We start from the raw sequence: 26,441 nt of genomic DNA on the forward strand, positions 1-26,441 counted from the left end.
CGAGCAAGCCGGCGAGTTCGGCGATCGCCTCCGGGGGCGCCTTGAAGTAGCGGCACCCGTTCCAAGCCACCTGACCTGCGCCGAAGGCTCGCTCACCTTGCCATGTCAGGACCCGACACAGCTCCTCAGTGCCTGTTACTGATCCGGGCTGGAGTGTCTCCGGGCGCTATCCAGAAGTCGCGCAAGGTTATAGGCGGATGATGACGAGAGCGATGTCGTCGGAGACACCCCCGGCGACGTCGAGCCGGGTCAGCAGTGCGTCGGCCAGCAGGTCAGGGGCGAGGGTTCGGTCCTGGGCCAGGGCAGTGGTCAGGCGTTCCAAGCCGGCGTCGATGTCCTCGCCGCGGCGCTCGATGAGGCCGTCCGTGTACAGCACGAGGGTGTCTCCCGGCCTGTAAGGGAGGCCGGCCTGGGGGCGGGGGACATGGTGCTCGCGCGTGCCGAGTGGCGGGTCGGTGGCCTGGTCCAGCAGGTCGCAGGTCCCGTCGATGTGGAGCAGGATCGGCGATGGGTGCCCGGCGTTGCTGTAGATGATCAGCCTGCTGCGGGTGTCGATGAGTACCTTGACCGCGGTGGCGGCCATGGCGCCGTCCACGGAGCGGGCATAGAGGCCGAGGACTTCCAGGGCCTGGGCGGGGCTGGGGATGGCGCGGATGACGGCGCTCAGGGCGCTGCGGAGCATGCCCATCACGGCGGCGGCGTGCAGTCCGTGGCCGACGACGTCTCCGACCGCCACGGCGTAGCGGTCGGGTGGCAGGTCGACGATGTCGTACCAGTCGCCGCATACGTTCAGTGACGCGGTCGCGGGCAGGTAGCGCACGGCGATGTTGCTGTGCCGGTCCAGGTCGGGGACGGAGAGCATGGCTTCCTGCAGGGTGATGGCGACCTGCTGTTCGCGGGCGTGGGCCTGGCGCAGTTCCTGGTTCAGCCGGTGCAGCTCGCGGGCGCGCGCGTACAGCTCGGCTGCCATGCCCTCCGTTCGTTCGGGCCACTCCTCGCTCAGCTGACGTGGCCGGGGTGAGTGGACGAAGGACGTGACGTCCTCTATCTGCTGGATGATCCACTTCACTGTGCCGTCAGGCGCGGACAGCGGGGTGTGGACCACCGACCACCATCGCTCCTCGAACCCGTCCTGCTGATCGGGGGCGGGAAGGTCGTACCGCTGGAGCACCGCGGTTTCGGGCTTCCCGGTGTCCAGAGGCCGGTGCAGGGAGGCTTTCAGATTTCGTTCCGCGTCGTCGCGGAAGCCGGGATTTTCCGGCAGGGCGTTGAAGAAGTACTTCCCGATCAACTCGTCCTTGGTCCGGCCGGCAGTCCGCAGGCAGGCCGGGTTGACGTAGCGGATCACCAGGTCCGCATCCAGCACCAGGTACGGGCTTGGTGTGGCGTCGAAGAACGCCGTGAAATCGATGTCCGCTGTCATCACGCGCTCTCCGTGGCCGCGAGCGCAACTGCCTGGTCTTCCAATCTACGGGCGGTCCAGTGCTCGGGCTCGTTCGCGTTCATTCACCCGGCACCGACCCCCGACCGGGTCCCAGAGGGCTCCCCGCAGCCGCTGTCGTGCCGCACCGCACGAGGCGTCGGCAAGCCTTCTGGGGCGAGGAGTATCCGGCACTGCCGGCAACGCAGAGAGATCGCCCGAAGCGGCAGCCAGGGCGACGGCACCGACCTGGCAACTCTCCGTTGACCACCTCCCGCCAGGCGATACGGGGCTGGGCGGAGTGAGGATGGAGAGGAACCGATCCACCCCTCTACCTGGAGGGTGAGGCGGCATGACATCTCCCTCCGAAACCCCGGCAGGCACCGGCACCACGCCCCCGCACGGCACCGCACCACAGGACCCTTGCTCGGCGGAAGCCTGGCGACCTTGGCGGACATGGGCCGGCAATTCCTTCTCACCGTCTGAACACCGAGAGCGGGTGCGGTGATGGCCGGCGCTCGGACGCGTGCCCGGGTGGTGATCGTGATGAATCCACGCTCGGGCGGCGGCAAGGCGGCTCGTTACGGCCTGGTGCAGCGGGCCGAGGGTATGGGAGCCCAGGTCTGGACGACCAGCGCGGAGGAGGACGCGGCGTCGCTCGCGAGGAACGCCGTGGTGGAGGGGGCGCAGGTGCTGGGGGTAGCGGGCGGTGACGGCACCGTGTCGGCAGTCGCCGCGGTGGCCGCCGACACGGGCCGGTCGTTGGTCGTGGTCCCGGCGGGTACCCGCAACCACTTCGCCCGGGACCTGGGCCTCGATCTGCGCGATCCAGGGCGGGCGCTGGACGCCCTGCTCGACGGTGAGCCCGCGCAGGTGGACCTGGGGGTGCTCGGCTCGCGTGTCTTCGTCAACAACGTCTCTTTGGGTGTGTACGCCGACGCGCTGCTGGAGCCCGGGTACCGGGAGGACAAGCCTCGCGCGTTCGCCGCAGTGGCACCCGACTATGTCAAGGGCAAGCAGTGGGTCGAGGCCCGCGTGGACACACCATGGGGGACCGTCGAGTTCCCGCAGGTGGTGCTGATCTCCAATAACCCTTACCACCTGGCCACACCGCGTTGGCTGGGGCGTCGCTTCTCCCTCAGTACGGGACAGCTGGGTGTCATCGTTCTCAAGCGCCGGGCACAGGCTCCCCCGGATCTCCTGCGGCATCTGCGCGGCGAACTGCGACAGCACAAGCGTGGTACCGGGTCGGCAGGGGATGGGGCCGTCATCTGGTCTGCTCCCGGCATCACGCTGCACGGTGAGGTGCGGCATCTTGACGCGGGCGTCGACGGCGAAGCGGTGCGGCTTCCTCTGCCCATCGTGTGCGGTATCCGGCCGGGTGCCCTGCGTGTGCTGCTGCCGAAGGACCGGCCGGGCATGCCCCCGGAGCACGCGATTGCGCCACTGAGGGGAAGTCCCTGAGTGCCAGCCTTCCGTATCCCTTGCCTCACCGGAGTCGGCCGAGCGTGACGTCTGCGCTGCACTCCGCTCGACCCGTCCGCCTTCGCGGATCATCTGCTGGACATCCCGCTTCATGAAAGTGTGGGGCTGACGGACCTGACCGTGTGGTGCAGGCGCTGACCGAGGTGCCCGCCCACTGCACGGAGTGCCGCTTCGTCGCTCGTCCGCGGCTGGCCGGTCCGGCCCCGGTGATCAGTGCTGTGGGTGCGGGCGGTGGAACAGGGGCCGCCGCTGTGTGGCAGTGCCGCCAGGAGCGAGGCGGCCGACTTCGACGCGCATTCTGATGGCCTGGAACACCTCGACCACCCCGAGGACCACGGCCATGACGCCCACCGCCAGGGTGAGTGCGGCGATCGAGGTGAACGGCGATACGATCAGCACGATGCCCGCCAGAGTGCTGATGATCCCGTAGAACAGCTGCCAGCCGCGTGCCGGCATGTCCTCGGCGGAAGCCGCCGCAGCCGTCACCATGATGCCGCGCAGCAGCCAGCTGAAGCCGATCCACAGGGCGAGCAGAAAGATCGACTGCACAGTGCCCCGGAAGCAGATCAGCCCCAGCAGGACGGAGAGCGCACCCGTGAGGAAGTGCAGCACCCGAAGATGCCGGGGGACATGCGTGCCGAAAGCGGCGGCCAGCTGGAAGACGCCAGTAGCCAGCAGGTAGATGCCGAAGAGTACGCCGACGACCCGCAGCGTCTCCTCCGGCCAGGCGAAAACCACGACGCCCAGGGCGATCGTGGCCAGGCCCGTGGTGAGCAGGATCTGCCAGCCCATGTTCGCCAAGGCGCCCAGGCCTTCGGTCAAGGGGGCGTCTTGTGGCTCGGAGCCGCGCGGAGGGCCGGTGCCCGAGGAATCGGTGGGGGATGTCATGGCGCCTGCTCCTTCCGGGAACAGCGTGGTCGGATCGCGTCACCTCCATCGTTACTCCCGCCCCGGTATGTGTCGCGCGGCGAGGATGCAGGGGGCGTCATTGAAATTCCCCAGGTTTCATTGGGACTCAAACGAGTGTTGAACTGGCCTCTGACCAGGTTGAACAAAGCGCCAGGACCAGACACCAAGAGCCTTCTGTTCGATGCCGGTCTGGACAGCGACATAGGCGCCCCGGTCTCAGGTGGGGACCGAGGGCTCCTCCGCGAGGCGGACTCGGCCGTCGTCACCGTGGTTCCGTGACCACGGTCGGAGTGCCCTCGGCTGCGCGGCCGCTGCCGCACAGCAGTGATGCCCAGGCCGCCGAGGTGGCCGCGAGGTCGTCTCCGCACGTGGTGCCGGGGCGGCGGGGGCGGGCCGCGGTGGCGAGGACGACCCGGTCGGGGCGGAGCAGGACGGCACCCGCGGTGCCCATCCAGCGGACCAGGTCTCTTGTGCCCGGATCGGCTTTGGCGCGGTGATCGGCGCCGGCGCCGCCCGTGCCTGGCTGTGGTCGTCGGGGGTCGTGCAGGTGGATGACGCGGGCGTCCAGCGCTCGCGCCAGCGCGTGCAGGGCCGGGCTGAGCGGTGCGGTGGCCAGGACCGCGAAGCCCTCGCCGAGCAGGTCGTCCAGCAGGCGCGGGGTGCCGTCGGCGTCGGGGAGCAGCGGTTGGGGGCACAGCGTTCCAGGGCGCGGGCGTCCCGGGCGGCGGGAGCCGGCCAGGGGGCCTGGTCTCAGCGGCGGGCTGACGGCGGACAGTACGAGAGAGGAGGCGCCCGGCAGGCGGGAGAGGACGGGCAGGACGGCGTTGCGGGTCAGTGCGGTGCCCGTTCCGCCGCCGGTCATGAGGGCGCCGACGGCCACGGCGGTGCGGATCAACTGCCGTGCGTGGCGGTGGCGTTCGGCCTGGTAGGTGTCAAGCAGGGCGTCGTTCGCGCGGCCGGTGAGGACTCGGGCGAGCTTCCAGGCGAGGTTGTGGGCGTCGCGCATGCCCGCGCCCATCCCTTGCCCGATGAAGGGCGGGGTGAGGTGGGCGGCGTCACCGAGGAGGAACACGCGGCCGTTGCGCCAGCGGTCGGCGACCTGGGCGCGGAAGGTGTAGGTGGCGGTGCGCAGGACGTGCAGTTCGTCATCAGGGATGCCTTGCGTCCAGGGGGCGATCAGCGTGAGCAGACGCCCGCGGTCGGCGAGTTCCTCCTGCCGCTCGCCGGCGCGCAGGCGGAACTCCCAGCGGTAGCGGTCCTCGCCGACGCGCATGTAGGTGGCCGCCCCGTGCGGGTCGCACAGCTGGTGGACGCCGTCCCAGGCGGGCAGTGGCAGGCGGCAGCGGACGTCGACGACCAGCCACTGCTGAGAAGCGGCGAGGTCCTGCATCCGGGAGCCGATTGAGGCACGGACCAGGCTGCCCGCGCCGTCGCACCCCAGCACGGCGTCGGTCAGGATCGCGCGGGAGGCACCGGTGTCCTCGTCCCGGAAGGAGACCCGCACCGGAGCGCCATCGTGCGGGGGCGGGGTCACGGCGGTGACCTCGATGCCTCCGCGCAGCGTGACCAGCGGGTGGTTCCGGCAGTTGTCCCGCATCAGTTGCTCGAGTTCGGGCTGGTCGAACATGTTGGCTTCGGGAAATCCGTACCGGCCGCACGGGTTGTCGCGACAAAACTCGGCCAGGACACGGTGGGAGCTGTCGAGCAGCCGCATGCCGCGGGCCGGACGGGCGATCGCGCTGAACGTCTCGTGGATGCCCATGGCCTGGAGGATGCGGTGCACCTCGTCGTCCAGGTGGACCGCGCGGGGCAGCGGATAGGGGGCGCGGTGGCGCTCCAGGACCAGGGCGGGTACGCCGTGGCTGGCGAGGAGGGTGGCGGCGGTCAGCCCGGTGGGCCCGGCACCGATGACCACAACGGGTACATGCTCAGGAATGGTGGCGGTCACTTGCTCAGGGCTTTCATCAGGCCCACCAGACGGGCGCGGTCGATTTCGTTGTCCTCGCGCAGCGCGGAGATCGCCTGCAGGAGCGCCCCCGGCGAGGGGGTGGTGCCGAGGAAGTCGCGGGTGGCGGGCGGGCCCCACTGGGCCAGGCCGGAGGCGGACATGGCGGCCCAGCCGGGTTCCAGCGTGTTGTCGAAGACGTCGCCGTCGGCGTAGTGCTCCAGCATGAAGCGGTCGGGGTCGCGCCAGTAGTCGAAGATCTGGCTGCCCTGGATGTGCCGGCCGATGCCCCAGGAGTGGTGGTAGCCGCGCTCGCGCAGGTACGCGCCGCCGGCGGCCAGCGCGTCGAGATCGGCGACCTGGTAGGCGGAGTGGACATAGCCGGTGTCGGGGCCCAGGTGCATGGCCAGGGTGTGGTGGTCGGCGGGTTCGCTGCCGCGGTCGCAGCGGATGAAGGCCATGGTGGGGCCGCGGTCGCGCTGGCCGTCCAGGTAGAGGAAATCGCTGACGATCAGGCCGAGGTGCTGCAGGTACCAGTCCAGGGCGCGCCGGAAGACCCGGGTGGAGAGCACCACGTGGCCCAGGCGCTGCACCTGGGAGGGTGTGCGGGGCGGGCGCTGGGTGGCGTTGATGCGGGCGGCTGAGGCGGTGGTGCCGGTGTTGAGGACCAGGGGCTGCTGCAGTGGTCGCGCGGGCTGCTCGGTGACGCCGTGTACGACGCGGACCGGGACGCCGGAGGGATCGAGCAGGTCCACGACGCAGCCTTGGCCGTACTCGGTCAGGGGGCGGACCTGGTGGCCGGTGGCGCGGGCCAACCGGTCGAGGTCGGCGGCGTCGGCGGCCTGGAAGGCGGGGCCGATGAACCGGGAGGCGGGGCCGCGGCGGATCACCAGGCAGTGCGGTCCGGCCAGGGCGCCGCGTAGATAGAGGGTGTCATCGGTACGGGCGGCGGTGGTGAACCCGAAGTCGCGGGCGAAGGTTTCGGCCCGGTCCAGGTCGGGCTTGGTGAACTCCAGCCAGGCCAGGTCGACCACTTTGATGACGGGCTGGGCGGCGCGGCCGGGGTGCTCTCCTCGCAGGGCGCCCTGCTCGCTGTGCAGTCCCTGATGAGCGTCGGCGGTGGGGACCGGGGTGGGGGTGGGTGTCGGGTCGTTCATGGGGGTCCTTCCTGTGGCCTCCACGGTCTGCCGCGAGGGTGGGCGCAGGTGCCGCGGTGCCCCGGAGGCGAGGGTGAAAGTGGGGCCCGGCCCGCCGACTGCGGCGGTGATCGGCAGGCCGGGTGGCACGGCAGGTGAGCGGTTCCTACCGTGCGAGGAGGGAGTCCAGTGCCGTGCTGAGTTCGGCGACCGGGTCGGTGACCGCGCCGTGGGCGCGCCAGCCGATGAAGCGGTCCGGGCGCACGAGGACGGCGCCTTGCGGTGTGTGGCCGCGGGCGGCGGTCCAGGTGGAGCGTGGGTCGCGGTAGTCGCCGTCGACGTGGCCGACCCGGATGGCGTCCAGCGGCAGCCCGCTCTCGGCGGCGATCTTCTCGGCGGCCTCGCACCAAGCCTGACCGTCCTCTCCGGCGATCAGCAGCAAGCGGCCGGGGCGCACCAGGTGTGCCAGGGCCGCGCGATGGCCGTCGAGGTCCTCCAGCCAGGCGTGGGGCAGCGGGTGTCCGGGGCGGGCGGCGGGCTGGTAGATGCGGACGGGGTCGGGGTTATCGGGTGCGGGAGTGCCGTCGGGGACGACGGCTGCGGAGTCGTAGGTGTAGCCGAACTCAACGCCCAGTTCGTTGAACTCCATGGACTGGGCGGCCACCGCGGCCAGGAAGGTGCGGCGGAAGTCGACGTCGGCGGGGTCCTCGCTCCACAGGCGGCGGGCCTGGCGCCAGTTCTCCTCCTCGCCGGCTTCGGCACCGCCGCCGAAGAGGGCGTTGATGGCGATGTGGTTCATGGCGTTCTCCAGCGAGCGCTGGACGTTGGTGGCGTCCGCCGGGCGCCGCTCGGCCTCGTAGGTGTCGAGCAGGGCGTCGCCGGCATGGCCGTTCAGGACGGCGGCGAGTTTCCAGGCGAGGTTCTGGACGTCGTGCATGGCGGAGGTCAGGCCGAGGCCGCCGGTGGGCGGGTGGCGGTGGGCGGCGTCGCCGGCGATCAGGACGCGGCCGGTGCGGAAGCGGTCGGCGACCACGCCTTCCAGACTCCAGCGGGAGATCATGTGGACCGTCACATCTTCTTCGTTCAGGCCCAGCCCGGTGCGCAGGTCGGCCAGGACCGACTCGTCGTCCAGCGCGCGGCCGTCATCGGGCCCGTAGTTGAGGTGGAAGACCCACTCCTCGGACTCGGGCCCCCAGTGGTCGGGGCCCATGGGGACGAGAACACCGGGGATGCCGAGGTCGGGCAGCCACAGCCAGCGGATCAGCACCTCCGGGTCGCGCGCCCAGCGGGACAGGTCGGCGGAGATGTGGAAGGAGACCACGCGGGCGAGGTCGCGCACGCCCTCCTGCACGATGCCCAGGGCGGGCCCGACGGTACGGCCGCCGTCGCAGCCCAGCAGGTACCGGGCCCGCACCCGGTAGGTCTCGCCACTGTCGCGGTCGGTGATGATGGCGGTGACGCCCTCGCCGTCCTGGGCGAGTCCGGTCAGCTCGTGATGGAAGCGGACTTTGCCGGGCGAGAGTTCCTCGGCGCGGGCGCGCAGGACCGGCTCCAGGCGGATCTGGGGCAGGTTGGCCTGCCGCTCGGGGCTGGCCGCGAGCCACTCCGGAGAGTTCCCGCCCGCGCCCCAAGCCTCCATCAGGGCCACCCTGCGGCCGTAGTCCTCATGGTCGCCGGCCAGACCGACGTACCAGGCGGTGTGGGACATCTGCTCGGCCGGGGTGGAAGCGGCGTAGATGGTGTCGGCCGCCCCGGCATCACGCATGACCTCCATGGCGCGCTGGTTCAGGACATGGGCCTTGGGCAGGACGGAGGTGCTGGGCCAGGCGGTGACCAGCAGGGACTCGATGCCCATGCGGCTGAGCAGCATGGAGGCGGTGAGCCCCGCACCGCCTCCGCCGACGATGAGGACGGGAACATCGATGTCGTTCATGGGTACTCCATGGGATGTCACGGCTCGGTGCCATGGGGTGGGGACGGGTCAGGAGAGGCAGGGGAAAAGGGCCAAGGGCGTTTCCCCGGTCGCCGGAAACAGCGGTGTCGATTCAGAGGCGCACAGCACCTCGGCAGCCAAGGCGGTGAAGATGCGGCGGGCGCCGTACAACCGTAAGAAGGAAGGCGGCCTGCGGCGGTCGCCCTGAGCGCGGATGCTGCGCTACGTCAGCCATGGCGTGGAGGCACAGGGCGCGGCAGATGCTGGCGGACGTCGATGCGGCTCATCGTGATGCTCCTCGGGTCCCGGCGGCGGCGCTGCCAAGCGGGTCTGGCGAAGTCCGCTGCGATTTCGGCAGCACCCTGAAGGGGCGTCGGGCTGTGTCGATATGCGGCTCCGCCGCGTGGGCGCGACCAGCCACGACGGCGCCGCGGACGGCTGACGGCCCATCGCGGTACTTCCAGCGGGGCGCTCAGCCGCCGCCGGCCAGCACGACGAGATGGGCCCCGGCCAGGACACCCACGACGACGGCCGGCAGGCAGCGAGCCGCCGGGTCACCGCTGCGTAGATGGACGACGACGGCTCCGGCCATGAGAAGGATCAAGCCGACCGACGCGGCGGCACCGAGCGCGGTGATCCGCAGGCCGAGCAGCAGACCGGCCGCTGCCGCCACCTCCAGAGCACCCAGCAGGCGGTAGTGGGTGGTGGTCATGCCGACGTGGGCCGCGGCCTGGCGCATCGCGGGGACTGCCGCGAGCTTGGCCGACCCGAGCAGGAGGAAGATCCCGGCGAGGAGGACGACGAGGACGATGGCGGTGGTGCTCATGGGGTTTCTCTCTCTGGTGGCTTGCTGGGGGCGTACTGCCAGTGCAGGACGTACCGGTCCAGTGCTGCGGTGACCCTGCGTCGCACCGCCTCGTCGGCAAGGGCGGGTACCGTGACGCGGACACCGCCGTCGTGCGGCCGGCACAGGATGCGTTCCGGGTCGCAGTCCGCGCCCTGGGCGGCCAGTTCGGCGTGGACCGCGCGGCGGGTGGCGTCCAGGCGAAGGCCGAGCTTGTAGGGCTTGCCGACGGCGGTGAGCGGGATGGCGTCGATCACGAGCACCTCGCGCGGGGCGGCGGCGCGCTCGGGGACCCGTTCGGTGGCCCAGGTGAGCAGCTCGGCGGGATCGGCTTCGGCACCGGGGGCGAGGGTGACGTAGGCGACGGGCACCTCACCGGCGTGCGGGTCGGGACGGCCGACCGCCGCGGCGGCGGTGACCTCGGGGTGGTCGAGGAGGGCGTCCTCGATCGCGGCGGGGTCGATGTTGTGGCCCCCGCGGATGATCAGGTCCTTGGCCCGGCCGGCGAGATGGATGAAGCCGTCGGCCTCGATGCGGGCCAGGTCGCCCGTGTCCAGCCAGCCGTCGCGGACCTTCCCGGTGGTTTCCAGGCGCGGCCCTCTGTCGGTGTGCTCGGCGACGTACCCGGCGAAGACCACCGGCCCACTGACGGCCAGCACCCCGGTGGCGCCCGGCGGCAGGTCGTGCCACTCGCCGGTGTCCGGGTCGATTCGCACCGTCTTGACCTGCTGGTAGGGCAGGCGCCGCCCGACACTACCGGGCCTGGTGTGACCGGGCAGGCCGAGAGCGGAGGCGCAGGTCGCCTCGGTCAGGCCGTAGCCCTCGCACAGCGGGATGCCGGTGTGCTCCTCGAAGGACTCCCGTACGGCGGGCGGCAGCGGCGAGGCGCCGACGGCGGCGAACCGCATGCTGGAGATGTCCGCGTCGACGGGGACATGGGCGAGGACGGAGTACACGGTGGGCACGCCGGACATGGTCGCGATGCGGTAGTGCTCCACCAGCTTCCAGAACACCGGATACAGCTCGGGATCGCGGTAGCCCAGCGGCCCGGCCCACACCACTCCCCGGCCGCGCAGCAGCGGGCCGAGCAGGGTGACGATCAGGGCGTTGACGTGGAACAACGGCAGCGCCGCGAACATCACCGCGTCCTCGTCGAGAGGAACGCTCGCGGCCACCATCCAGGCGTCGACGACCTCGTTGGCGTGCGTGTGCGCGGCGAGCTTGGGAGTGCCGGTGGTGCCGCCGGTGTGGAAGTAGGCGGCCAGGTCGTCGGCGGCAGGGGGCTCGATGTCCACCAGCCGGTTGGCGGGATGGGACGCGGCCAGCTCCGTGAGGTAGCCGACCCGTACGCCCTCGATGGGTTCCAGAGCGGGGGCAGGGCCGTCGGCCAGGGTCGGGGCCAGGGCCAGCAGTGCGTCCAGCCGCAGGGCCGCGGCGACCTTTCGGGCCGTGGCCCAGACCTGCGTATCCAGCTGCGGGCCGGCGGCGATGAGTACCCGCGCGCCGCCGCGCCGCAGCAACTGCTCGACGTGCTCGGACGCCAGGCCCGGGTTGACCGGGGCGGCGATGCCCGCAGCCTGCGCGGCCAGCAGGGCGGCGGGCAGCTCTGCGGTGTTCGGGGCGAGCAGGCCCACGGCGGCGCGGCGGGTGACGCCGAGCGAGCGCAGCAGGTTGGCCGTGCGGTGCACCTGGTCGCGCAGCTGCGCGAAGGTGGCGGTGTCAGGGCGCAGGAAGCGCGCGGCATCGGGCAGCACCGTCAGGGCCGGGCGGTCGGGCCACAGGCGGGCGGCGCGGAGCACGGTGTCGTAGGTGGTGGCGGGCAGGCCGCGCTCATGCAGCGGGACAGCCTCGATCGCGGACAGGTCCGCGATGCTGTCGGGGGCGGGCCACAGCAGGTCGGTGGGTGTGAGTGTCACCGGTGCGCCTTTGCAGGGTGAGGGATGGGGGCAAGGGGCCGGCCCGGTACGGGGATGCCGGGCCGGCCGCTCCCGGGCGGGGGTCCCGGGAGTCTTCAGCGGGCGCGCACCACCGTGCGCTGCTCGCCGAGATCGAGTACGCCGTCATCGGTCGCTATACCGGCCGTGACGACGTCGCCGTCCTTGAGGTAGTCGGGGTTCGCCTGCTGACGGGCGAAGAACTTCTGCCAGCGCTTGTGCGGGGGCAGCAGGGCGGCGAGTGTGGCCAGGAGCTTGCCCGGGGATTTCAGGGCGGTGCCGCCGGGCGTTCCGGTAAGCAGCACGTCACCGGGCTGCAGGGTCTGGAAGCGGGCCAGCAGGCTGAGGGCGCGGGCGGGCCGGACGATCATGTCCGTGGTGGTGCGGTCCTGCCGGGTGGCCCCGTTGACCTTCAGCGTGAGCCGCAGCTCCGGCAGGCGGGCCAGATCGTCGGCGTCCACCAGGAGCAGCCGGGGGCCGAGCGGGGTGAAGGTCGGGTACGACTTGGACTCGTAGAACTGGGTCTTGGGCAGTTGCAGGTCGCGGGCGCTGACGTCGTTGGCGACGACCAGCGCGGCGACGTGCTCCGCCAGGGTGGAGTCGGTGACCTCGGCGCCGACCGGCAGATCGGCGCCCATCACCAGCCCGAGCTCCACCTCGTAGTCCAGGAAACGCACGTGCTGCGGCCGCACGATGTCCTGGTACGGGCCGCTGACGGACCCGGACGCCTTGCGGAAGAACGCCGGCGGAACGGTGTCCGGGTCGAATCCCGAGTCCACAGCGTGGGAACGGTAGTTGACCATCTGCGCCACCACCCGGCACGGGGTGGTGACGGGCGACAGCAGCTCCGCTTCTCCAGCGGAAAGCCCGGCGTCGGGGTCAGCCGCAGCGCGGGCGGCCGCCTGCTGCACGGCGGAACGGTCGGCAAGCAGGCCGGCGGTGGTGTCCGCGTCGGTTTCGACGCGGTGCAGCCGTCCTGTGCCGCTCTCCACCCACCAGCCGTCTGTGGTGCGGACGACCTGGATACTCATCGGCTCTCCTGAGTCCTGGACAGGCGCCGACCGGACCACTCCCGCGAGCAGCCCCTGTCAGCAGTGATGAAAGAATCAGTCCAGATGACAGCATCGTCAATAGCCGTCAGTAGTGATGGAACAATCAGTTTTGATTCCGTTGGGTAAGATGAACAGATGAGCATCGACCGACAGGGCAAGGCCAACAGCCGAACACCCAACCGCGCGCCCAACCGCCAGGACCGGCGCAAGGCTCGTACCCGGGCCGCGCTGATCGCCGCCGCGCAGCAGTTCCTCGCCGAGCAAGGGCGGACCGACGTGAGCATCCAGGAGATCACCGAGGCGGCGGACGTCGGCTTCGGCTCCTTCTACAACCACTTCACCAGCAAGGACGAGCTGTTCGACGCCGCTGTCGCCCTCACCCTGGAGGAACACGGCGTCCTCATGGACTCCGTCGTGGGAGACCTGAACGACCCCGCGGAGATCTTCGCCGCCAGCGTCCGCCTGACCGTCCGGCTGCAGCGCACCCATACGCAGATCGCCAGGATCCTCGTCCGCACCGGCATGCCCTACCTGACCTGCGACAGCGGCCTGGCCCCGCGAGCGATGCGAGACCTGCAGGCCGCCGCCGACAGCGGACGTATGGACATCGACGACCCGCACACCGCCGTGGCCATGGTCGGCGGCTCCCTGCTCGGAGTGCTCCACCTGCTGGAGACCCGCCCGGACCTCGATGCCGCGCATGTTTCCGATCAACTGGCCGCCCGTCTGCTACGCATGTTCGGCATGACACGCGCCGAAGCACAGGAGATCGCCAGCCGGCCCCTGCCGTCGCTGCCCCGGACCTGACATGGGCGAGAGGCGGCGATGGAGAGGGTAAGGCCGGCGCGGCCCTCCAGGGACACCGGACGATGGCTCCAGAACGGCTCGCCCAGCCCCGGGTCCGCGTGCGCTGACCAGGAGCCACCGAAACGGTCTCGGTTGTCAAGCGGCCCGCTACTGGGGCTCATGCCGATCACAGTTCGAGCTCAACATGCTGAACTTGACAGGGAAGCGGACCGACAGGCGGGGCTGGTAGGTGGTGACGTTGGCGACCTGGGCGGCGTGGTCACGGCCGTAGCGCCGGTAGACGTCGCCTTACCGACTCTCCGAGTGTTCCGGTCGGCCCTGACCTGTGATGATGCGTCACGTAGGTGTTCATGACGAGCAAAGTCCGCCCCCTCTCACGCCAGCTGCTCTCATGTCGCCGACGCTGGATGGGGTGTGGTCTTCATGAGACTGCCCGTTGTCCTCGAGCTCTGCGGACGGCTGCGAGGTAAGAACGGCTTGGCAGGACGACCGGGCAGGCTGGCTGAGCAGGGGGCGAAAGCGGGTGAACAGGGCGAGGAGTTCGCCTCCCCACTGTTCCGGGAAGGACGGGTCGATGCAGGCGAGGTCGAGTTCGTCGGCGGCCGTGAGCTCGGCGATGTCGTGACGCCGTTGCGGTTCGGGGAGGCCGGCGCGACCGGTGAACCGGTCATGGACGTAGCCATCGGCGTCCGTCAGCGCTGAATAGGTGGCTTTCCGGTCGCACGAGCCGTAGAGATACACGATGGCTTCGGCCTCGGCTCCGATCACCGCCGCGAGTTCGGCACGGCGGTCCAGGGCCGGCAGCGCGGTGGGGAAGCCGTCGGTGCCGTAGTACGCGTGGCACAGGCCCGCGAGCCGGAGGGCGGGGCGGGCGCCCCACGCCGCGAGCTGCTCCTGGACACGCTGGAGGTGCGCGAGGAGACTCCCCTCCGGGACGGACGAGCTCCGCCGCACCGAGATCGCGCAGGAAGGCAATGGCCTGAGCGGATGCGGAGGGGAAGACAGACACGGGCGGGCTCCTTCCGTCGCTCGGGTCGGCACCCGTCCGTGTCTTCGCCCGGAGCCCGGACCGCGCGAAGACAGGTCTGGACGGCAGCGGTCGAGCCCGGTGACGAGATCCGCGACCGCTTTTCGAGTGCCGGAAACGACAAGGCAAGGGCCAGTGGTGGGCGGACACCGCCACTGGCCCTTCCGATGCATCGCTGTTGGTCAGCGCAGCCGGTCCTTCGCCTTGTAGTAGGCGCCGCCGAACGGCAGGAACCAGGCGGTGCCGTTGTAAAACGGCACCGGGACCTTGGGGAAGCCGAAGCCGCGCAGGGGGTTGGCCTCCGGGTGGCCGTCCATCACCTCGGCCATGGCGCGGCCCATGTAGGTGGCCATCTGGACACCGTGACCGCAGTAACCCATGGAGTAGTAAAGGCCGTTGGCCTCACCCGCGTGCGGAACGCGGTCCCAGGAGAAGCCGACCATGCCGCCCCACACATAGTCGATCCGCACGTCCGCCACCTGCGGGAAGATCTCCGCCAGTTCCCGCTTCAGGACGTCACCGCTCTTGACGTCCGAGGCGGGGTTGGAGGGGGCGAAGCGGGCCCGGCCGCCGAAGGCGAGGCGGTTGTCCGGGGTGAGGCGGATGTAGTGGCCGATGTTCTTGGAGTCCACGACCACGCGGTTGTTGGGGATGAGCTGCCGGGCCCGCTCCTCGCCCAGCGGCTCGGTGACGATGACGAAGCTGCCGACGTTGATCAGCCGCTTGCGGAACCAGGGCATGGCCTGGTCGCTGTAGGCGTCGGTGGCCGCCATGACCTGCTTGGCGCGGATGGTGCCGTGCAGGGTCTCGACGAGGAAACCGCCCTCGGGGATGCGGTGCAGCGCGATGGCGGCGTTGCGTTCGTGGATCTCAGCCCCGGCCCGTTCGGCGGCCTCGGCCAGGCCATGGACGTATTTGCCGACGTGAAGGTGCGCGCTGAGCGGGTCGAGCAGGGCTCCGTGGTAGTAGTCGGAGCCCAGCTCAGCACGTAGATCGCTCTTGCTCAGCAGCGTGGTGTCGTGGCCGAAGTTGTCGGCCAGGTCGCGCTGCTTGGCCCGCATGCTCTCGAAGTGCCGCGGCTTGAACGCGACGCCCAGACGCCCTACGCGGTGGAAGTCGCAGTCGATCTGCTCCTTGACCGTCAGCTCCTCCACCAGGTCCACCGCCTCGCGGAAGGCGTCGTACAGTTCCCGGGCCCGCGGCTGCCCGTAGCGCTTGCGCGCCTCGGCGGGGCTGATGGTGATGCCCTGGGTGCACATGCTGCCGTTGCGCCCGGAGGCGCCGGAGCCGACCTTGTCCTTCTCCACGAGGACGACGTGGGCGCCCTTGCGTGCCGCGTGGTAGGCGGTGGACAGGCCGGTGAGGCCGCCGCCGATGACCACCAGGTCCGCCTGCTCGGGCAGGGGCTTGCCGGTCCGGTCGGGGAAGGCAGGAGCCGTGTCGAGCCAGTAGGGGATCTGCTTCATGACGTACGTCCTCGGGTCTTCCTGGTAGTCCAGGGGTGTTTTGTCTGGGTCCCGGCTTCAGCAGCCGAGCAGGGCCGGCAGGCCGGACAGGTCGGGCAGCTCGTCGTAGGGCTGGTAGTCGGCGCTGCCGCGGGCGCCGATGGAGCCGTTGTGGCCGTAGCGGTTGATCCACACGCGGCGAGCGAGGCCGAGGTCGCGGGTGGGGATGAGGTCGTACTCCCAGCCCTGGGCGACGTGGATGACCTGGGCGGGGTCGATGTCCATGGCCTGGAAGGCGTACTCGAAGGTCTGCCGGGAGGGCTTGTACGCCTTGGCCTGCTGGGCGGTGATGACATGGTCGAACTCGACGCCGATGTTGGCCAGGTTCTGGGCGATGAGGTCGTCGTCGGTGTTGGAGATAATGGCGATCTCGTACCGGGACTTCAGCGCCTGCAGGGCGGCCGGGACCTCGGGGTGGGGGCCGAAGGTGGGCACGGCCGCGACCAGGGCCTCGCCGTCGGACTGCCGGTACTCGAGGCCGTGCAGACGCATCGCTATCTCCAGGCTGGCGGGCAGCACCTCGTGGAAGGGGCGGTATGCCTCCAGGACGGCGTGGAACCGCATGATGCGGAAGTCGTCGAGGAACTCGTCGACGTTCAGACGGTCCAGGTCCAGCCGGTCGGCCAGGACCTTCAGGGTGGTGGGGCCGAGCTGGAAGTCGACCAGGGTGCCGTAGGCATCGAAGGTGACGATCTGACGCATGGCGTTCAGCCTCTTTACGGGTATATAGGACAGTCTGTTTACCGGGAGTCACGATCTCGTCGAGTGCGGCCAGGTCGGCCGCATCGGAAGTTCAGGAGGCTGCCGAGGCGTTGGGGCGGCGACCTGTTTAGGGGGCATGGGGGGCTGAGGGGGTGTGAGCCTCTCCCCCGGCTCGAGGTGATGCGTCAGTGAAGCACTGTGGAGAATCCGGCAACAAGGGACGTGAGGCCGCGAGATCGACCGCGTATTTTGTGCCTGTGCACAATTTCCTGTCAGGGATCCGATGCAGTTCCGCCCGAACCGAATGGGTCTCTGAGAGGCACCGCGAGCGGCTCCGGCGCGAACTGCGGCCGCTTGGCGCTGCTGCCCGGCGGTGTGATCGGGCTGTCGGCCGCCAAGGCTGTCGTCCGCATGAAGGGCATGTGGCCTCTGACCGACACGCTTTGGCTCCAGCTCTCTCGGTCGCGGCCCCGGCCGATCGCCTCAACTGTCCAGCGATCGGTGGATCAGGACATCGTCGCCCGGAAGCGGGCGCCCGCGTCCGTCTCCAGCCAAGCCAGGGCGAGGACCAGCCGGGCGGCGTCGTTCGGTCGGGACAGCTTCAGCCCGGTCGCCGCTTCCGCAGCCTGGAGGCGATTGCCCACCGTGTTCCGGTGACGGTAGGTGCGTGCGGCCACCTCAGCGACCGAGCCCAGGTCGAGGTACCAGCGCAGGGTCTCGACGATGCTGTCGCGGTCGCGCAGCTCGAGCAGTGGGCGCAGCACGCCGGTGGCCATCGCACCGGTGAGCTCCTCCTGCGCCGACATGATCGCCCCGATCCAGTGGCCCTCCACGTGCCGCACTCCGGGCTGCGCGGAGCTGCGGATCGCGGCACGTGCGAACCGGATGCCCCGCGCCGTCAGCGATAGCCCTGGAACTTCCGCGACGCCGCAGCGCCACGGGGCGAACGGCCGGAGCATGGCAAGCATGGCCTCTTCATCGCACCGTCCGTGACCGATGATGCCGAGGAGCTCGTCACCCATCCATCCGAAGTGACGTACCAGGCCGCCCCGACGCAGCGCATCGTCGACCTGGGACACAGCCGGGTCCCCGGTGGGAACGGATTCGACCACGACCACGGTCAGGGCGACGTTCTCGGAGAAGCCCAACAACGTCGAGGCCTCGGCGACGGTGGAGGGATCCTGCTCACCTTCCAGGACCAGGCGGCTGAAGGCGCGGTTGCGCACCTCCGTACGACGGCTCGCCAGGTCGCGCTCGGTGCGGCGGTAGGCGTCGACGACCTCGACGCTGTTGGCGTCCGTCGCCTCCCAGACGCGGATCAGCCCGTCGAGGAAGTCGGGATCGGCGCTGATGCCACGTGCTCGCCCCTCCGCGAGCACGGCCTCCCACAGGGTCCTGAGGTCCAGCTGGAAGGAGTGCATCAGAGCGGTCAGGGGAAACGCCTGCTCCGCTCGCTCGCGTCCCACGTCCTCGGTGGCGCGCGAGACCTTCCGGGGCACGGGACCGCCGGCCAGCCGGGTCAGGGCGAGTTCGAGGGTTCGTCGCATCCCCTCCCGTTTCTGGACCGGGTCCCAGTCCGCCGACGCGTAGGCGGGCTCCTCGGCTTCCAGTTGTTCGAGAGCACGAGAGGTCAGTTCGTCGAGTCGTTCCTCGAGGAGCCGGCGCGCGATCGCCTGCACGGCATCGTGGCGAGCCTCGCCCTGACGGCGTCCCGGGCCGCTCACGAGGACCGCCTCTCCCGACGACAGCCGTCACCGGACGGATCCGGGGCCGTCTCCGGGTAATGCCGCTGACATGCCGCAGGGGCTCCCTGACAGAAATTGTGCACAGGCACAAAATACGGGGTCGATGTCGCGGCCTCGCGTCCCTTGTTGCCGGATTCTCCGCGGTGTTTCACTGACGCATCACCTCGGGCTGGAGAGAGCTCGTGACATGACCACGCACTTGGAGCAGCTATGGCGCTTCCGTAAGCACCTGATCCCCAGTCCGTCTCCTTGAGTAGGCGCTGCTGAGGGGCGCCGCGTCCCTCGGGTCAGCCTCAGCCTTCCGCTACGGGGCCCACCAGGAAGCGATGACCAAGGCGGCCGAGCCAACCGGTTCGCCAGGCAGAACGGGATCGAGATCACCCAGGACTCCCCCGGAGACTACGCCGACCTCAAGGCGAGGGTCGAGGACCAGAACGTCACCTGTGACGTCGTGACCGCCGCCGCGTGAGCTGATGCCCCGTCTCGATGAGCGCTCCGCCTTTGACGGACGGCCCACCTCGGACCTGATCGCCGACCAGGTGCTGGAGCGCGTCCTGGCCCGGGCCCCTGCGGCCGTCGGAGTGGGGCATCGAGGGGAAGTACCAACGGGGGAGTTCGCCCTGCACCTGTCGGTCGTCGACTTGGCCAAGGTCTGCGCAGCCTGTGAAGCGATCGAGACACAGCCGCGGCAGCCATGCCCGCCTCCTCCCAGGAACCGCATCGATCGGACCGTCCGGGAGCTGACTGACAGCGTCGGGCAAAGGTCCGACACGGGTGGCGGCGGGGGACTGGCCACGACCTGAGCGTCGTGACGCAGGCCCACGGTGAGTGATGAGCGACCTGACGACGAGAGAGAGAACGCACCGATGACCTCAGCGACCACCACCGGCCGGGACGGAACGACCGTTCCCGGTGACACCGGCCAACTGCCGGGCTCGCTCCTCGATCACGTGCTGCGGCAGTCCTTCGGACTCGAGGGATATGTCCAGCACCCACTGGGAGGGGAGATCGACCAGAACGTCCGGATCACCGGCGATGACGGCATGCGCTACTTCGTGCGGGTCACCCGCGCGGAGCCGGACTCGGCCGACGTCCTCTGGCAGAACTCGCTCCTCCAGCATCTGGCCGCCACCGTTCCCGGCCTTCCGGTGCCACGACTGGTCCCGACACGCGAGGGGAAGTGCCTCGCCGACGTCGTCCACGAGGGCCGAACGCACGTGGTCCGCGTGATGAGCTGGATCGAGGGCCGGGTCCTGGCGGAACTCGACGACCACCCCGCGGCGCTTCTGCGTCAGCTGGGAGAAGCCGCTGGGCGGCTGAGCCTCGGACTCTCCAGCATGGAGCCACCGGTGGGCTTGGAACCGCACGACTGGGACATGCGCCGGGCCGCTGAGATCGTCGAGGCGTCGCTGCACGCGGTACAGGACGCGGACCGGCGGGAGTCGGTGCGCACGATCATGGGCTGGTACGACGAGCTCCTGCCGGCATGGGACCGACTTCCGCGGAGCGTCGTACACCAGGATCTCAATGACGCCAACGTCCTGGCCGACGCCGACGAGGACGGGGCGCTGCGGATCTCGGGCATCGTCGACCTGGGCGACTCGCTCTACAGTGTGCGCGCGGCGGAGGTGGCGATCGCGGCGGGCTACGCCATGGTCCGCAAGGCCGACCCGCTCGCTGCGGCGGCCGAAGTCGTGGCCGGCTTCCACTCGGTGCTCCCCCTCACGGCTGAGGAACTGGCGGCTGTCTATCCGTTGGCGGCCGCCCGGCTGTGCATGAACGCCGTGACGTGGACGCGCCGGGTCGCCGAGAGCGGCACGCCGTACGGGCGGACCCGCATGCAACACACCTGGCCGGCGATCACGCAGGTGGCCAAGGTTTGCCCCGACGTCGCCGAGGCGACGTTCCGGGTCGCGTGTGGGCTCCCCCGGACGCGGGAGCAGCGGGGTTTGGAAGAGGTCCTGGCAGAGGCGGCCCGAGAGGGTGCCCCGTACGCACCGGCCCCGCAACTGCTCGACCTGCGACCGGCAAGTGATCTCTACGACGAAGTCGACTGGCACGACGCGAGGGCGGTGCGCGCGAGCATCGACGACGTCCTCGACGGACGACGGCGACGGGGCTACGTGCCCCACCTCAGCGCCTCCCTGCTCCTGGGGGGCCGGCGCCGCCCAGGAGCCGACGAGCCAGCGACGGTTCAGGTCGGCGGCATGCTGATCGTGGCCGACGCCGAGGAGATTTCCAGCCCGCTGTCCGGCGTCGTCGAGGCCCACGGTGGCCCCGGTATGCCGTTGGTGCTGCGACATGCGGTCGAGGGGCTGGAGTTCTGGACCTGCTGGTGGGGACTCGACGACTCGCCGCCTGTTGCGGCGACAGTCCCGGCCGGGGCGCCGTTGGGACGCGCCGGCGCGAGCGAGGAGACAGACCCGCTCGGGCCCTGCGTCCAGGTACAGGTCCACCGCACCGCACGGATGGCCACGTGGCCGCCGCCTCGTGCCGTGCCGCCCTCCGCACGGCAGGTGTGGAGCCACCTGTCACCCGACCCCGCCCGGCTCCTCGGGTTCACCGAATCCCCCGCCGCGGTCCCCACCATCGATGACCTCGTCTCAGTGCGCCGTCGCCACATCGCTCGCTCCCAGCGCAACTACTACCGCACCCCGATGAACCTTGTGCGTGGGCGGGACGTGTGGTTCCACGACGAGGACGGCCTGGCCTATCTGGACTCGCTGAACAACGTCACCCACGTCGGCCATGCCGAGCCACGGGTGACGGCCGCCGCCACCCGACAGCTGCGCAAGCTCAACACCAACAGCCGTTTCGTCTACCCGCAGATCGCCAGTTACGTGCAGAAGCTGGTGGCCACGCTGCCCGACCCGCTCGAGGTCGTCTTCCTCGTGTGCACCGGCAGCGAGGCCAACGACCTGGCGCTGCGGATCGCCCGCCAGGTGACAGGTCGTCAGCACATCGTCAACATCGACGGCGCGTACCACGGAAACACCGGCGTGGTGACCGGGATCAGCCCGAACCGTTACAAGGGCCCCGGCGGCGCCGGTGCACCCGCGACCACCCACGAGGTCGTCATCCCGGACCGCTATCGCAGCACCTACGGGTACGACGACACGGACGCCGGAGTCAAGTACGCGCGCGACGCCGCGGCTGTCATCGAGCGGATCACGGCCGACGGCCGACCCCCGGCCGCCTTCATCGCCGAGTCCCTGATGGGATCGGGTGGGAACATCGTGTTCCCCGACGGCTACCTCGACGGCGTGTTCACCGCTGCCAGGCGGGCGGGCGCCCTGTGCATCTCCGACGAGGTCCAGGTCGGCGTCGGACGACTCGGGCCCTGGTGGGGGTTCGAGCTCCAGGGGGTGGTCCCGGACATCGTCACGATGGGCAAACCGCTCGGGAACGGGCACCCCCTCGCGGCGGTGGTCACGACTCGGGAGATCGCCGACGCGTTCGACACGGGCATGAAGTACTTCAACACCTTCGGCGGCAACCCGGTCTCCTGCGCGATCGGCGAGGCCGTGCTCGACATCGTCGAGAAGGATGGGCTGAGGGAGAACGCCGTGAGCGTGGGCGGGTACTTCGCCCAGTCGCTGCGCGAGCTCCAGCAGCGCCAACCGCTCATCGGTGACGTGCGGGCGGAAGGGCTCTACCTCGGCGTCGAACTGGTCCGCAACCGCACCACCAAGATGCCGGCCACCGAGCAGGCCTTCATGGTCACCGAGCTCATGAAGGAGCGAGGCGTCATCGTCTTCCCCAATGGCGTGCACGACAACGTACTGAAGATCAAACCGCCCATGACCTTCCGCCGCGAGCACGTGGATCTCTACGTCGACGTGCTGGACGAGGTCCTGTCCCTGCCCGAGTTGCGCTCGGCCGTTCAGTCCTGAGACGGGCAACCGTCTACTGAGGCAGTGAACGGGAGTGGCCCGCGAATGCGAGAAGTGCCCTCGCGGGCCGGCTTCTCCGGCCAGGGCTTCAAGCTCACGCCCGCCATGGGCGGCATCGCCGCGGACCTCGCCCCGGAGCGCCGCGCCTCCCAGTCGATCGACTTCATCACCACGAACGGCCGCTACGCGGCCTGAGTCAGAAAGAGGAAACGCATGACCCTGACCATCGGCCCGGGGGTGCGGCGGGCCGTGGGCAGCTGCAGCACGCGGGCGCGGTCACCCATAGTGGGCCTCCGCCCCCCCAGCGGCTGTGTTCGATCACCAGCAGCCAGGCGCGGCCGTCGGCGGCCGTGACCTGCATCCGGGCAGTCCGGCGGGCCTGGCCGCGATCCCACCACCGCTCCAGCACCGGCCACGGCCAGGCCCACCCCTCGACCTCGGCCTCGCCGTGGTCCTCCGCCGCGAGCCGAGTCGGCGGAACGGACAAAGCGAGGCGGGCGGAGACGGTCACCGGCTGCCCGCCGGGGCCGGTGAGCTGAGCCGACAGCCAGCGGGGGAAGACGGTCGCCGGATGCGGAGCCGGCAAGCGGCCCGGCCGGGGCCCATCGGGCGGACGCGGTCCGGTATCGAGGTCGCCGAACGGGACACGACCCACCCGCTCTGCCGGGCCGCGGCCGCCGACGAGTTCGACGCGCACCGCCGCCTGGTGACCGAGCATCGCCTGCACCCGGGCAGCGGCCCGCTCAATCTCCACCGGAGTGTGACGCTCGCCGAACAGCATGCTCTGGCGCCCCGTCGCCGCCGTGGGCTCCTCGGGGCGCAGCACCAGGCGGACGATGCCCGGCTCGCCCTCGGCCTCAAGGAGGCCGGTATCGCCCCAGGCCTGCAGCACGCCGCGCACGCGCTCGGTCACCGCCAGCGCCGACAGCCTCCCCTCGTGGCGGAAGACCCGCGCCAGAGTGCGACCGTCGGCAAGGTCCACGGCAGCCTCCGACCGGTCGCACACCACGCCGGCCGCAGCCAGACCCTCATGAAGCTGCGCCGCGATCGCCTTCGCCGCGAACACCACCGGCTCGAGCAGGTGCGCCGAAGGCTCGAAGGCATACGCCACGGGGTACTCACCGCTGTCCGGCAACCCCACCGCCGCCCAAGCAGCCGCGCCAGCCGAAGCCTCGGCAGCGAGCGAGAGCAGCAGCGGCATGTCCCCGCCCGCACTGACCGCCGTTCCGGGACGAATACGCCCCTCCGGCAGCAAGGTGCCGAACGGGTGACGCGTACGCCGACTCGGCGGCGCCGCCACCTGTACTCGCGTTCGCCACCGGTCTTGCAGCCATAGCCCGGCGCCCCCGTCGGTTCAAACGGTGGCGACCGATGAGTTCCGGGGCCCGGTGGGGTCTGCCTCTGCACAAGCGAAAAGCCGCACGAGTTCTGTGAGGGACCATGATCACCCACGCCCTACCACCCGTCGTCGACGCCGCAACGTGGAAGCGCCAACTCGATGCGCTGCGTGCCCGGGAGAAGGCCGCGACGCGGGAGCTTGACGCCATCGCCGCGGAGCGTCGTCGCCTGCCGATGGTCCAGATGCCCGACTACACCCTTGAGGGGGAAGACGGCCCCGTTCGGCTCGCGGACGTCTTTGAAGGCAAGAGGCAACTGATCGTCTACAACCACATGTGGTTCGCGGACAGGGAATGGCAATGCCCGGGCTGCACGGGGTTCACCTCGCAGTACACCCGCCTGGAGTTCCTCGACAACTACGATGCGCGATTCGTCATCGTCACCCAAGGCCCGATCAAAGAGGCACTCGCCTACAAGCAGCGGGTAGGCAACCAGATGACCTGGTACTCCACAGCCAAGAGCCCCTTCGGGGCCGACGTCGGCGCGCCGCCCGACGGAGGATTCGCGGTCAACGTGTTCCTGCGCGACGGCGACACCGTCTATCGCACCTGGCACACCAACGGTCGGGGCACCGAGCAGCTCAGTCACACCTTCGCGCTGATCGACGTCCTGCCGTACGGACGGCAGGAGGAATGGCAGGACTCGCCCGAGGGCTGGCCTCAGTCGCCCACCTACAGCCGGTGGGCGACGTCCAAAGACATCGCTGCGCTCTACGGCTCTGGCTCCGGCTCCGGCCGCGACTGAACGACCTGCAAGCCGGGCCACCTCGCCGGCGAGCCGGGCAGCACGGCCCGCCGACGAGGCCGGTGCAGGCAAGGCTGGGGTCGGGGGCTCAGCGCTTCCTCGCGGGGCCGCCGTCAGCGGCAGCGAACAAGCCGTGAGGGCTGAGCGGGTGGGAGAAGGCAAACGACAACGCCGACTTCGAGGCCTACTGGGCCTACCACGCGAACGCGGCCTCGCCGCAGGTGGGGTGTTCACGTAATTCCCCAGGTGCTGCCGCGGTTCAGCGGTCGATGGACCACGCAGCATGAGGTGGCGGGGCACCCGTGGTCAGGATGTGCTGGACGACCTGGAGTGCCTCCGCCAGGGGCAGCGTGTCCTCGTCGGGATACGCGTCGTGTTGCCCGTTCGCCAGGACGAAGCCCTTGCTGGAGCCGCTCGCACCCGGATCTACCGCGTGTTCGCCGGGGTCGTCCTCGCAGTCCAGCAGCATGACCATGGCCCGCTCGGTGTTGCTGATGAAGGCCAGTGACCGGCCGGACGAACTCGTAAGCCATGTCTCGAGTTGCCCGGCACTGATCCGTTCCCGCAGCACCTCGATCGCCGCCGCCGGTGAGGTCGGCGCGGTGCCGTCGGAAAAGACCCAGGACTCGATCACGCGCTCGACTTTCTCACGCTGCAGTGTGAGAAGGCGACGCCAACCGGTTGGCGGCTCGTCCGTCGGACTCTTGGGCCGGTGGCTGGGGCCCTTCATGATGACCTGATGGCTGGCGTTGATCAGTCGGTCCAGCAGTGACTCGGCGACGACGGGGTTGGGGAAGAGGGGATACCAGTCGCTGGGCGCCCTGTTGCCGGCGCTGATCGGGGACCGACCCTGCCGTTCGGAGACGAGTTCGTAGAGGTCGTCGGCCTGGGACGCGGTCAGCTGGCGCATGGCGAAGTCGTCGAGGATGAGCAGGTCGAGGCGGATGAGTTCGCGGACGCGCTTGTCCCAGGTGAGGTCTGCGTGGCCGCCTGCGAGTTCGCTCAGATACGGCTGGTCTTGGTGAAGCGGACGTTGGCGCCCTGGCGGACGGCTTGGTGGCCGAGGGCTGGAGCGACGTGTTGTTTTCCCGACGCCGACGGGACCGAACAGAATGACGGACTCGCCGAAGTGGAGCCGGCGCAGGGCCGCGAGGTCACGGATCTGGGCGGCGGGCAGCTTCGGGGAGGCGTTGCGGCTTCTCCGCATGCTGGATGTGGCACTTCCGGCTGCGTCAGATGAACGGCTTGCGCAAGCGCCCCAGTCCCACCCGCCTATGGTCGTAGGCCGTGCATCAGGTTGGAGATGAGTCCGGCCACGAATTCCTCGGTGACGGGCTCGTCGGGGATCAGCAGCCGGTGGTAGCAGGCGCCCCAGAGTTGGTCGACGACGATGCGTGCGTCCACGTCCGCCCGCAACTGGCCGCGTTGCTGGGCGCGTTGCAGGACGTCGACGGCCAGGCGGCGGCGCGGACCGGAGTAGCGCTCGCGGAAGGCGGTGGCGAGGTCCGGGTCAGTCTGCGCCGCGCCGACCAGTTCGATGACGATGCGGCCGGCTGGGGTGTCCGCGGTGAGGTGGACGAAAGCGCGCAGCTGGGTGAGCAGGTCGGCCTCGATGTCGCCGGTGTCGGGGAAGGCGAGCGTGTTCTCGACCGCGGTGAAGTACCCATCGAGGGCGAGCGCGCCCTTTGAGGGCCACCACTTGTAGATCGACATCTTGCTGACGCCCGCCGTCGTGGCGACCCGCTCGATGGTGAAGCCTGTCATCCCTTCGTCGAACAGCAGCGTGCCGGCGGCGGAGAGGATGTCGCGGCGCACCTCGTCGGCCGGTCGCCTGCCCCGGCCGCGCCGTACGGGAGCGCCGCCCTCCGGGGTAGCGCTGGTGCTTGAACGTGCCGTCGATGCCCTGGCCACCGTGGCCTCCTCTGGTCGGTTCGATGCGTCTTCTCCAGTCTATATGGACGC

19 protein-coding genes and 1 pseudogene are annotated in these 26,441 nt (G+C 70.1%); 5 read left to right on the forward strand and 15 right to left on the reverse strand.

From position 1 onward, the window contains the following. Positions 1-187: 187 nt before the first annotated feature. On the reverse strand, positions 188-1,423 hold the full coding sequence (locus ABZO29_RS03215) for a SpoIIE family protein phosphatase (protein ID WP_367318581.1): 1,236 nt from the start codon (positions 1,421-1,423) through the stop codon (positions 188-190). A 504-nt stretch (positions 1,424-1,927) separates the two neighbouring features. On the opposite strand from ABZO29_RS03215, the gene ABZO29_RS03220 reads away from it, so the two are divergent. After that, a complete protein-coding gene (locus ABZO29_RS03220) occupies positions 1,928-2,884 on the forward strand; it encodes a diacylglycerol kinase family protein (protein ID WP_367318582.1) in 957 nt (318 codons plus the stop codon). A gap of 231 nt (positions 2,885-3,115) precedes the next feature. On the opposite strand, the gene ABZO29_RS03225 is transcribed toward ABZO29_RS03220, so the two are convergent. The 7 genes from ABZO29_RS03225 to ABZO29_RS03255 form a co-directional block, all read right to left on the reverse strand. Then, complete coding sequence (locus tag ABZO29_RS03225) at positions 3,116-3,793, reverse strand: HdeD family acid-resistance protein (protein ID WP_367318583.1); 678 nt, start codon at positions 3,791-3,793, stop codon at positions 3,116-3,118. A 283-nt stretch (positions 3,794-4,076) separates the two neighbouring features. After that, complete coding sequence (locus ABZO29_RS03230; RefSeq protein ID WP_367318584.1) at positions 4,077-5,762, reverse strand: bifunctional 3-(3-hydroxy-phenyl)propionate/3-hydroxycinnamic acid hydroxylase; 1,686 nt, start codon at positions 5,760-5,762, stop codon at positions 4,077-4,079. Continuing rightward, positions 5,759-6,916 carry a VOC family protein gene (locus ABZO29_RS03235; RefSeq protein WP_367318585.1) on the reverse strand — a complete coding sequence of 386 codons (1,158 nt, stop codon included), beginning with the start codon at positions 6,914-6,916 and terminating at the stop codon, positions 5,759-5,761. Before ABZO29_RS03235 ends, ABZO29_RS03230 begins: the two co-directional genes overlap by 4 nt. 145 nt (positions 6,917-7,061) lie before the next feature. Further along, positions 7,062-8,828 carry an FAD-dependent monooxygenase gene (locus tag ABZO29_RS03240; RefSeq protein WP_367318586.1) on the reverse strand — a complete coding sequence of 589 codons (1,767 nt, stop codon included), beginning with the start codon at positions 8,826-8,828 and terminating at the stop codon, positions 7,062-7,064. Between the two features lie 472 nt (positions 8,829-9,300). Next, complete coding sequence (locus ABZO29_RS03245) at positions 9,301-9,654, reverse strand: DoxX family protein (protein ID WP_367318587.1); 354 nt, start codon at positions 9,652-9,654, stop codon at positions 9,301-9,303. Further along, a complete protein-coding gene (locus ABZO29_RS03250) occupies positions 9,651-11,588 on the reverse strand; it encodes an acyl-CoA synthetase (protein WP_367318588.1) in 1,938 nt (645 codons plus the stop codon). The genes ABZO29_RS03245 and ABZO29_RS03250 overlap by 4 nt, the downstream gene beginning before the upstream one ends. A 95-nt stretch (positions 11,589-11,683) precedes the next feature. Further along, complete coding sequence (locus tag ABZO29_RS03255; RefSeq protein WP_367318589.1) at positions 11,684-12,637, reverse strand: fumarylacetoacetate hydrolase family protein; 954 nt, start codon at positions 12,635-12,637, stop codon at positions 11,684-11,686. Between the two features lie 156 nt (positions 12,638-12,793). On the opposite strand from ABZO29_RS03255, the gene ABZO29_RS03260 reads away from it, so the two are divergent. Beyond that, positions 12,794-13,465 carry a TetR/AcrR family transcriptional regulator gene (locus ABZO29_RS03260; protein WP_367318590.1) on the forward strand — a complete coding sequence of 224 codons (672 nt, stop codon included), beginning with the start codon at positions 12,794-12,796 and terminating at the stop codon, positions 13,463-13,465. Between the two features lie 348 nt (positions 13,466-13,813). Here ABZO29_RS03260 and ABZO29_RS03265 read toward each other — a convergent pair. From ABZO29_RS03265 to ABZO29_RS03280, 4 genes and pseudogenes are all read right to left on the reverse strand, one after another. Beyond that, a pseudogene (locus ABZO29_RS03265) lies at positions 13,814-14,474 on the reverse strand (DUF6817 domain-containing protein). A 200-nt stretch (positions 14,475-14,674) separates the two neighbouring features. Continuing rightward, positions 14,675-15,958, reverse strand: a complete 1,284-nt coding sequence (locus tag ABZO29_RS03270) for an NAD(P)/FAD-dependent oxidoreductase (protein ID WP_367318591.1) — start codon at positions 15,956-15,958, stop codon at positions 14,675-14,677. 57 nt (positions 15,959-16,015) lie between these two features. Continuing rightward, positions 16,016-16,699, reverse strand: a complete 684-nt coding sequence (locus ABZO29_RS03275) for a haloacid dehalogenase type II (RefSeq protein WP_367318592.1) — start codon at positions 16,697-16,699, stop codon at positions 16,016-16,018. A gap of 506 nt (positions 16,700-17,205) precedes the next feature. Beyond that, a complete protein-coding gene (locus tag ABZO29_RS03280) occupies positions 17,206-18,423 on the reverse strand; it encodes a helix-turn-helix domain-containing protein (RefSeq protein WP_367318593.1) in 1,218 nt (405 codons plus the stop codon). An 887-nt stretch (positions 18,424-19,310) separates the two neighbouring features. On the opposite strand from ABZO29_RS03280, the gene ABZO29_RS03285 reads away from it, so the two are divergent. Both ABZO29_RS03285 and ABZO29_RS03290 read left to right on the forward strand, forming a co-directional pair. Next, a complete protein-coding gene (locus ABZO29_RS03285) occupies positions 19,311-22,337 on the forward strand; it encodes an aminotransferase class III-fold pyridoxal phosphate-dependent enzyme (RefSeq protein ID WP_367318594.1) in 3,027 nt (1,008 codons plus the stop codon). A 45-nt stretch (positions 22,338-22,382) separates the two neighbouring features. Further along, the gene (locus tag ABZO29_RS03290) at positions 22,383-22,532 is read left to right on the forward strand and encodes a hypothetical protein (RefSeq protein WP_367318595.1); all 150 of its coding nucleotides are present in this window, start codon (positions 22,383-22,385) and stop codon (positions 22,530-22,532) included. A gap of 1 nt (position 22,533) precedes the next feature. On the opposite strand, the gene ABZO29_RS03295 is transcribed toward ABZO29_RS03290, so the two are convergent. Further along, the gene (locus ABZO29_RS03295) at positions 22,534-23,538 is read right to left on the reverse strand and encodes a hypothetical protein (protein WP_367318596.1); all 1,005 of its coding nucleotides are present in this window, start codon (positions 23,536-23,538) and stop codon (positions 22,534-22,536) included. A 239-nt stretch (positions 23,539-23,777) separates the two neighbouring features. Here ABZO29_RS03295 and ABZO29_RS03300 point away from each other — a divergent pair, with 239 nt between their 5' ends. Further along, positions 23,778-24,479, forward strand: a complete 702-nt coding sequence (locus ABZO29_RS03300) for a DUF899 domain-containing protein (protein WP_367318597.1) — start codon at positions 23,778-23,780, stop codon at positions 24,477-24,479. A gap of 259 nt (positions 24,480-24,738) precedes the next feature. Here ABZO29_RS03300 and ABZO29_RS03305 read toward each other — a convergent pair whose 3' ends face one another. Next, the gene (locus tag ABZO29_RS03305) at positions 24,739-25,686 is read right to left on the reverse strand and encodes an ATP-binding protein (RefSeq protein WP_367318598.1); all 948 of its coding nucleotides are present in this window, start codon (positions 25,684-25,686) and stop codon (positions 24,739-24,741) included. 65 nt (positions 25,687-25,751) lie between these two features. Beyond that, positions 25,752-26,390, reverse strand: coding sequence for a TetR/AcrR family transcriptional regulator (locus tag ABZO29_RS03310; protein WP_367318599.1), 639 nt, complete (start codon positions 26,388-26,390; stop codon positions 25,752-25,754). Positions 26,391-26,441: the final 51 nt, after the last annotated feature.

This window comes from Streptomyces sp. HUAS ZL42 (genome assembly GCF_040782645.1).
Taxonomy (GTDB): domain Bacteria; phylum Actinomycetota; class Actinomycetes; order Streptomycetales; family Streptomycetaceae; genus Streptomyces.

Coding starts and splice junctions, on each gene's coding strand:
- ABZO29_RS03215 (WP_367318581.1), bottom strand. CDS start 1,423: ATGACAGCGGACATCGATTTCACGGCGTTCTTCGACGCCACACCAAGC.
- ABZO29_RS03220 (WP_367318582.1), top strand. CDS start 1,928: ATGGCCGGCGCTCGGACGCGTGCCCGGGTGGTGATCGTGATGAATCCA.
- ABZO29_RS03225 (WP_367318583.1), bottom strand. CDS start 3,793: ATGACATCCCCCACCGATTCCTCGGGCACCGGCCCTCCGCGCGGCTCC.
- ABZO29_RS03235 (WP_367318585.1), bottom strand. CDS start 6,916: ATGAACGACCCGACACCCACCCCCACCCCGGTCCCCACCGCCGACGCT.
- ABZO29_RS03240 (WP_367318586.1), bottom strand. CDS start 8,828: ATGAACGACATCGATGTTCCCGTCCTCATCGTCGGCGGAGGCGGTGCG.
- ABZO29_RS03245 (WP_367318587.1), bottom strand. CDS start 9,654: ATGAGCACCACCGCCATCGTCCTCGTCGTCCTCCTCGCCGGGATCTTC.
- ABZO29_RS03255 (WP_367318589.1), bottom strand. CDS start 12,637: ATGAGTATCCAGGTCGTCCGCACCACAGACGGCTGGTGGGTGGAGAGC.
- ABZO29_RS03260 (WP_367318590.1), top strand. CDS start 12,794: ATGAGCATCGACCGACAGGGCAAGGCCAACAGCCGAACACCCAACCGC.
- ABZO29_RS03270 (WP_367318591.1), bottom strand. CDS start 15,958: ATGAAGCAGATCCCCTACTGGCTCGACACGGCTCCTGCCTTCCCCGAC.
- ABZO29_RS03275 (WP_367318592.1), bottom strand. CDS start 16,699: ATGCGTCAGATCGTCACCTTCGATGCCTACGGCACCCTGGTCGACTTC.
- ABZO29_RS03285 (WP_367318594.1), top strand. CDS start 19,311: ATGACCTCAGCGACCACCACCGGCCGGGACGGAACGACCGTTCCCGGT.
- ABZO29_RS03290 (WP_367318595.1), top strand. CDS start 22,383: ATGCGAGAAGTGCCCTCGCGGGCCGGCTTCTCCGGCCAGGGCTTCAAG.
- ABZO29_RS03295 (WP_367318596.1), bottom strand. CDS start 23,538: ATGCCGCTGCTGCTCTCGCTCGCTGCCGAGGCTTCGGCTGGCGCGGCT.
- ABZO29_RS03300 (WP_367318597.1), top strand. CDS start 23,778: ATGATCACCCACGCCCTACCACCCGTCGTCGACGCCGCAACGTGGAAG.
- ABZO29_RS03305 (WP_367318598.1), bottom strand. CDS start 25,686: ATGCGGAGAAGCCGCAACGCCTCCCCGAAGCTGCCCGCCGCCCAGATC.